This window comes from Mesorhizobium sp. M1328, assembly GCF_040318075.1.
Taxonomy (GTDB): domain Bacteria; phylum Pseudomonadota; class Alphaproteobacteria; order Rhizobiales; family Rhizobiaceae; genus Mesorhizobium.
The window spans coordinates 1-6,401 of the sequence record NZ_JAMYLO010000060.1 but is presented as its reverse complement, the minus strand read 5'-3'; the positions used below and the strand labels follow the sequence as shown (position 1 = coordinate 6,401).

The following is a 6,401-nucleotide window of genomic DNA, read 5'->3' as shown; positions in this document are numbered from 1 at the left end:
GGTAGATAACGCTTGCACTACGACAATCTACCGGCGTTGTGATCCTCAATAAATGAAACAATGTGCGGATGCAGTTCGCGCTGTTCCCGTCAACTATGCGCCACTTGGCGTTGGATTCACCAACATAAAGTCGCGAACTGTGCCATCGCTTTTCTAGATGACAGACGACGTTCCCCCCTTTGGAATGCGCTCGGTTTGAACGCGATCATGGTCGAGTAGCTCAGCCATTCGGCTTTCGCCCTCACAGACCCGGGCGGGCGGATTTCCCGCACCCGGCTCTTCCCAAGAGTAACCTGTGTCATATCCGTGCTTGCGTCCAAGTTCGCGTGGTGCGCGGAGTTGGCAGGGGGGGGCGCAACGTCAGGGTCTCGAAGTCCGATCAGCCCATGCGCCGGCTTTTCTGGCTGCACCGTCTCAGACACCGTAGCCATATCCGGCGCATTTGCCCATGGAATCCATTGAGCGCTGGGTAGTTGTGCGGCCTGCCGTAGTAGCCGTAGTGTCCATGCAGAACGGCGGCGAACCACCTGTGCTCCGCAGCCATTGGCGCATGCATGAGCCGCTAGGCGCAGCGCCGTCAGCTTGCGCGTCAGGCGTTTCCCTTCCGTCTTGTGCTTCACGATGAACCGGCCATCCCGGGTCCGCCCGCAGTACTGGGCGGAGCCCAAAAAGGCGAAGGTCTCGGGTCGCCGCTTGCCACGCCGCTGTCGTGAGAGGGTCGCGAACCGCCCAAACTCGACCAACCGCGTTTTGTCTAAGCGGGGTGGCAGGCCAAAGCCGGCCAGCCGCGCCTTGAGGGCCTGTCATCTGAAAACGCGATGGTACCGTTCGCGACTTTATGTTGGTGAATCCAACGCCAAGTGGCGCATAGTTGACGGGCAGTGCTTCGAACTGCATCCGCCCCGTCAACGCAAAGTGAAGTGCAGTGCAGTGCAGATAAATGAGGTCATTCTCGCGCCTGGCAATGGCCCATTTTTCTCTGGGGACCAAGCTGCTATCCGGACCGGCGCGACTCAGGAAGGCTTCATCTATGTTGGTGAACTGTTAACGTCCATCCGCGTTCCGGCATCTTCACTCAGCGTTGGGCTTCTTGCCGGCGCCACTGTTGTTGGGGGCGACCTGATGGGCGCCCGTTGGGCTGATCCCAATTACGACGTCAGTGCAGTTCAATATTGTTGATTGTCCAATGCGCTATTCCGGTTTCACTGTAATCGCTCAAGCCTTGAAAGGGCATACCGGCTGGCAGCCGGTTTGGCGTGATGCTTCGCCCAAGTCCGCATACGACGTCCTGATTATCGGCGGCGGCGGGCACGGCCTCGCGACCGCATTCTACCTCGCCGAGAACCACGGCATCCGCAATGTCGCAGTGCTGGAAAAGGGTTATGTCGGCGGTGGCAATGTCGGCCGCAACACCACGGTCATTCGCTCCAACTACCTGCTCGACGGCAACACCCAGTTCTACGAATTCTCGATGAAGCTCTGGGAAGGCATGTCGCAGGCGCTGAATTTCAACGTCATGTTCTCCCAGCGCGGCATGCTGATCACCGCCCATTCGGCCGACCAGCTCTATGGCTTCGGTCGCCGCGCCAACATCATGCGGCTGAACGGCGTCGACGCCGACATTCTCGACCGCGACGAGGTGCGGCGGCTCGTCCCCTACCTCGATTTTTCCGAAACGGCGCGTTCCCCGATCCATGGCGCGATCTTCCAAGGCCGCGCCGGTACGGCACGTCACGACGCGGTGGCCTGGGGCTACGCGCGAGCCGCCGACGCCCACGGCGTCGACATTATCCAGGGCTGCGAGGTGACGGGTTTCGTCCGTGACGGCGAGCGCATCGTCGGCGTCGAGACGACGAGGGATCGGATCGGGGCCGGGAAAGTAGGGCTTGCGGTGGCGGGTCACACCTCGGTGCTCGGCCGGAAGGCGGGCCTAGAACTGCCGATCGAGAGCCATGTCCTGCAGGCTTTCGTGACGGAGCCGATCAAGCCCCTGGTACACCACGTCGTGGCCCACGGCAAAGAGCATTTCTACGTCAGCCAGTCCGACAAGGGTGGGCTGGTCTTCGGCGGCGGTCTCGACGGCTATAATTCCTATGCTCAGCGCGGCAATCTCGGGATGATACGCGAAGTCGCGGAGGCAGCAGTCGACGTAATGCCCTGCATTTCCCGCCTGCGCATTTTGCGCCACTGGGGCGGGGTGATGGACATGACGCCGGACGGCAGCCCCATCATCTGCCCTACGCCAGTCGACGGGCTCTACCTAAACGGTGGCTGGTGCTATGGCGGCTTCAAGGCCACGCCGGCCTCAGGGTGGTGCTTCGCGCATACCATCGCCACCGGAAAGCCGCATCCACTGAGCGCCGCCTACAGCCTGGATCGTTTCCGGACTGGCCGCACGATCGACGAGGCCGGCGTCGGGCCGTTCGCGTGGCTGCAATAACCGAGAGACCCAAAACCATGCTACGCATCGAATGCCCCTACTGCGGCCCGCGCGACCACGACGAGTTCCGCTACGGCGGCGACGCGTCCGTCGTCCGTCCTGCCCACGACGACGCGGATTTCGAGGCCTGGTACCGTTACGTCTTCGTGCGCGAGAACCCGGCCGGACCGCATCGCGAGTACTGGCAGCACGTGATGGGCTGCCGTCAATGGTTGGTGGTGGGGCGCGATACACGCAACCATGAGATCGGCTCGGTCCGCTCCGCACGGGCGGCGCGCGCATGAGGCGGCTTCACGAAGGCGGGCGGATCGATCGATCGCAACGGATCGAATTCATCTTTGACGATAAGGCTTTAGCCGGTTTCCGAGGCGATACGCTCGCTTCAGCGCTGCTGGCGAACGGAATCGGCCTGGTCGGCCGCAGCTTCAAGTACCACCGGCCGCGCGGGATCTATTCGGCCGGGCCGGAGGAGCCGAACGCTCTCGTGACGGTGGGGACGGCTAGTCGCCGCGAGCCGAACCTGCCGGCGACCACGGTGGAACTGGCCGACGGGCTGGTTGCCGAGAGCCAGAACCGCTGGCCGTCGTTGAAGTTCGACATACAAAGCGTCAACGGACTGTTCGCACCGTTTCTTTCGGCTGGTTTTTACTACAAGACCTTCATGGGTCCGACACGGCGGGCATGGATGTTCTATGAGCATTTCATCCGCAAGGCCGCCGGGCTCGGCCGAGCGGGCGAGGAGCCCGACCCGGATCGCTACGAGGTACGCCATCTCTTCGCCGACGTGGCAGTGATAGGGGCCGGACCGGCGGGGGTTTCGGCAGCGCTGGCGGCGGGCGAGGCGGGCGCCCGGGTGATCCTCGTAGAACAGGAGTTTTTGGCTGGCGGTGCGCTTTTGTCTAAGCCGGCGGACGGCGAGGCCCAGGCCTGGCTTTCTGAAACGCTCGCTCGGCTCGCCGACATGCCAAATGTTTCGGTGATGACGCGCACCACCGCGTTCGGGGCCTATGACAGCAATGTGCTCGGGCTCGTCGAGCGGCACGGCTCCGCAACCACCGATCCGGCAAAGGGCGAGGCGCGCCAGATGATGGCGCTTTTGCGCGCGAAAACGATCGTCTACGCTACGGGATCGATCGAGCGGCCGCTTACCTTCGCCAACAATGACCGACCCGGCATCATGCTGGCCTCCGCGGCGCGGACCTATCTGAACCGCTTTGCCGTACTTGCAGGTACGAGGGTGATGGTCGCAACCGACAACGACAGCGCTTATTCCGCAGCCTTTGATCTTGCGGCAGCCGGGGCCGAAGTGACGATAGCTGACAGCCGCGCCGAACCGACACGTGAACTTTTGGAACAGGTGCGCCGCCGGGGCATCGCCGTCCGCACGAAATCGCTGATTTCCAATGCCTTGGGCCGTCACACCGTACGCGCTATTACGCTTTCCGAACCGGGCGGTACGGCCACCGTCGAATGCGATCTTGTCGCGGTCTCCGGCGGCTGGTCGCCCACGGTGCATCTGACCTCCCATCTCGGGGTCAAGCCGGTCTATCGTGAGGACATTCGCGCCTTCGTTCCCGGAAAACTTGGAGCGGGGCAGTTGGTGGCCGGCGCAGTCACGGGAACCTGGACAAGTGCGGGCGCGATCGAGGACGGGCATCGTGCAGGGGCCGAAGCATCTGCATGCTGCGGTGCAACGAAATCAGTCCGTCCGCCCGTCAGGCTGAATCTTACTAGGGTCAATGCGGGACCGAGCTCCCTCTCCGCCTCACTTCGCTCGGCACATCTCTCCCACTTGATGAGGGGAGAGGATGGGAGCCCTGCTATTTGGCCGGAACATCCTCTCCCCCATCGATCGGGGAAGACGTGGTTCGCCGGAACCGGAGAGGGGGTCGAAAAAATGGCGGAAGTTACCGGAGGCAAGGCCTTCATCGACTTGCAGATGGACGTGACCGCCGCTGACATCGCGCTGGCGCATCGCGAGGGATACGAGTCAGTCGAGCATCTGAAGCGCTACACGACGCTTGGCATGGGCACCGACCAGGGCAAGACAAGCAATTTCCATGCGCTCTCGGCCATGGGCGGCCTGCGCGGCATGGCGGTGTCGGACGTTGGCACCACAACGTTCCGGCCGCCCTATACTCCAGTCGCCGTCGGAGCGCTGGCTGGGCGCAGCAAGGGCCATCATTACAAGCCGTTCCGGTGCACGCCAATGCATGATTGGCATGTCGCCAATGGCGCGCAGATGCTGGAGACGGGCGTCTGGATGCGGCCCTGGTTCTACCTTGCTTCCGGCCGCGATGTGGACGAGGCCTACATCGCAGAAATGCGAATGGTGCGCAAGGCGGCCGGCGTGATGGACATCTCCACGCTCGGGAAGATCGACGTCCAGGGGCCGGACGCGGCTGAATTCCTCGACCGCGTCTATGTCAACGGTTTTGCCAAGCTGCCGATCGGCCGCGCGCGCTACGGCATCATGCTGCGCGACGACGGCATGGTCTTCGACGATGGCACCACGACTCGGCTCGGCGAGCAACACTTTTTTATGACGACATCGACCGCGAAGGCCGCAGACGTAATGTCCTGGCTTGAATTCCTGCTCGATATCGCCTGGCCGGGCCTTCGCGTCTCGGTGACCTCCGTTACTGACGAATGGGCGGCGATGTCGGTTGCCGGTCCGAAGAGCCGCGATATCCTCGCCGCCGCGTTTCCCGATCTCGACGTCTCCAACGAGGCATTGCCGCATATGGGGCTGCTTGAAGAGAAATATCGCGGCAGGCCCCTTCGTATGGTCCGCCTCAGCTTTTCGGGCGAGCGGGCTTACGAGATCTATGCCGGCGCGAGTGTGGGCAAGGAGGTGTGGTCCCTGTTGATGGAGGCCGGCGTGCCTTTCGGCCAGAAGCCTTACGGCGTCGAGGCACTGGGCGCCCTGCGCGTCGAGAAGGGCCATGTCGCGGGGCCGGAAATCGACGGCAGGACGACGCTCGATGACCTCGGGCTCAGCCGCATGGCGGGCAAGCGCAGCGGCTTCGTCGGCGAGGTGCTTGGCCGCCGCGAAGCCTTCAACGACCCGGCGCGCCCGCGGCTTGTCGGGCTGCTCTGCGTCGAGCCGGGCAAGCTGTTGCGCGGAGGCGCGATCCTGTTCAGGCTTGGCGACCCGCTGCAGGGCCACGGTCTCGGCCGCATCACCTCGGTGACCTACAGCCCAACGCTCGACACCTGGGTCGGCCTCGGACTTCTTGCCCGAAACGCCGCGGACGAGGAAGACTCGGAGATCGTCGCCACACATCCGGTCGAGGGAGAGACGGTGCACGTCCGCATCGTCTCGCCCGTGTTCCTCGACCCGAAGGGAGAGCGGCTGCATGGCTGATGGTTCGAACATGGCGGGGTTCGAGATGGCGGCGTATGACTGCGCGATCGTCCAATTCGAGGGCTGGGACGGCGCCATGGCGCCATTCGAGGCGGAACTTGACCGGATGCTGGGCGGGCCGCTGCCGAAAAAAGTCGGCGAGACCGCTCGTCATGACCGCTGGCTCGTCATCCGCATTGCGCCGCGCCGGTTCTGGCTGCTTTGCGACGGCCCGCCGCCCATTATCGATGTCGATCCGGAACTCGGCTGCGCGCTCCCGCTCGGCGAGGGCAGGATGCGGCTGCGGCTTTCCGGCGAGGGCGTCAAACATGTGCTGGAGGGGTGCGTCGCGGTGGATTGGGAGACACTGGGCGATGGACGCGCGGTCCAGACCGGCCTCCATCGCGTGCCGGTCCTGCTGCTGCGCAGGAGCGCATTCGAATGCGACCTTCTCGTCCCGCGCAGCTTCAGCAAGGGCCTGACGGAGTGGATTGCCGACGCCACCGCGGCGAGTACCTGACTACTACCGCCTCGAATCGGTCGAATCGGGCTGCCGACCTGTCCGCGTTTGAGGCCAATTGATTGCCTCGTGAAATCGTCATCTATCAAGATAAG

General features: G+C 63.5%; 5 protein-coding genes. All 5 read left to right on the top strand.

The genetic code is table 11. The features are described 5' to 3' along the window. The first annotated feature begins 621 nt into the window (after nt 1-621). The 5 genes from NKH23_RS34180 to NKH23_RS34160 are packed head-to-tail and all read left to right on the top strand — an operon-like array spanning nt 622 to nt 6,306. Complete coding sequence (locus NKH23_RS34180) at nt 622-1,179, top strand: hypothetical protein (protein WP_353036750.1); 558 nt, start codon at nt 622-624, stop codon at nt 1,177-1,179. Nucleotides 1,180-1,186: 7 nt separating this feature from the next. Continuing rightward, nucleotides 1,187-2,440, top strand: coding sequence for a sarcosine oxidase subunit beta family protein (locus NKH23_RS34175; protein ID WP_353036748.1), 1,254 nt, complete (start codon nt 1,187-1,189; stop codon nt 2,438-2,440). Nucleotides 2,441-2,457: 17 nt separating this feature from the next. Then, nucleotides 2,458-2,724, top strand: a complete 267-nt coding sequence (locus NKH23_RS34170; RefSeq protein ID WP_353036746.1) for a sarcosine oxidase subunit delta — start codon at nt 2,458-2,460, stop codon at nt 2,722-2,724. After that, nucleotides 2,721-5,807, top strand: a complete 3,087-nt coding sequence (locus NKH23_RS34165) for a sarcosine oxidase subunit alpha family protein (RefSeq protein WP_353036744.1) — start codon at nt 2,721-2,723, stop codon at nt 5,805-5,807. The genes NKH23_RS34170 and NKH23_RS34165 overlap by 4 nt, the downstream gene beginning before the upstream one ends. Further along, complete coding sequence (locus NKH23_RS34160; RefSeq protein ID WP_353036742.1) at nt 5,800-6,306, top strand: sarcosine oxidase subunit gamma; 507 nt, start codon at nt 5,800-5,802, stop codon at nt 6,304-6,306. The genes NKH23_RS34165 and NKH23_RS34160 overlap by 8 nt, the downstream gene beginning before the upstream one ends. Nucleotides 6,307-6,401: the final 95 nt, after the last annotated feature.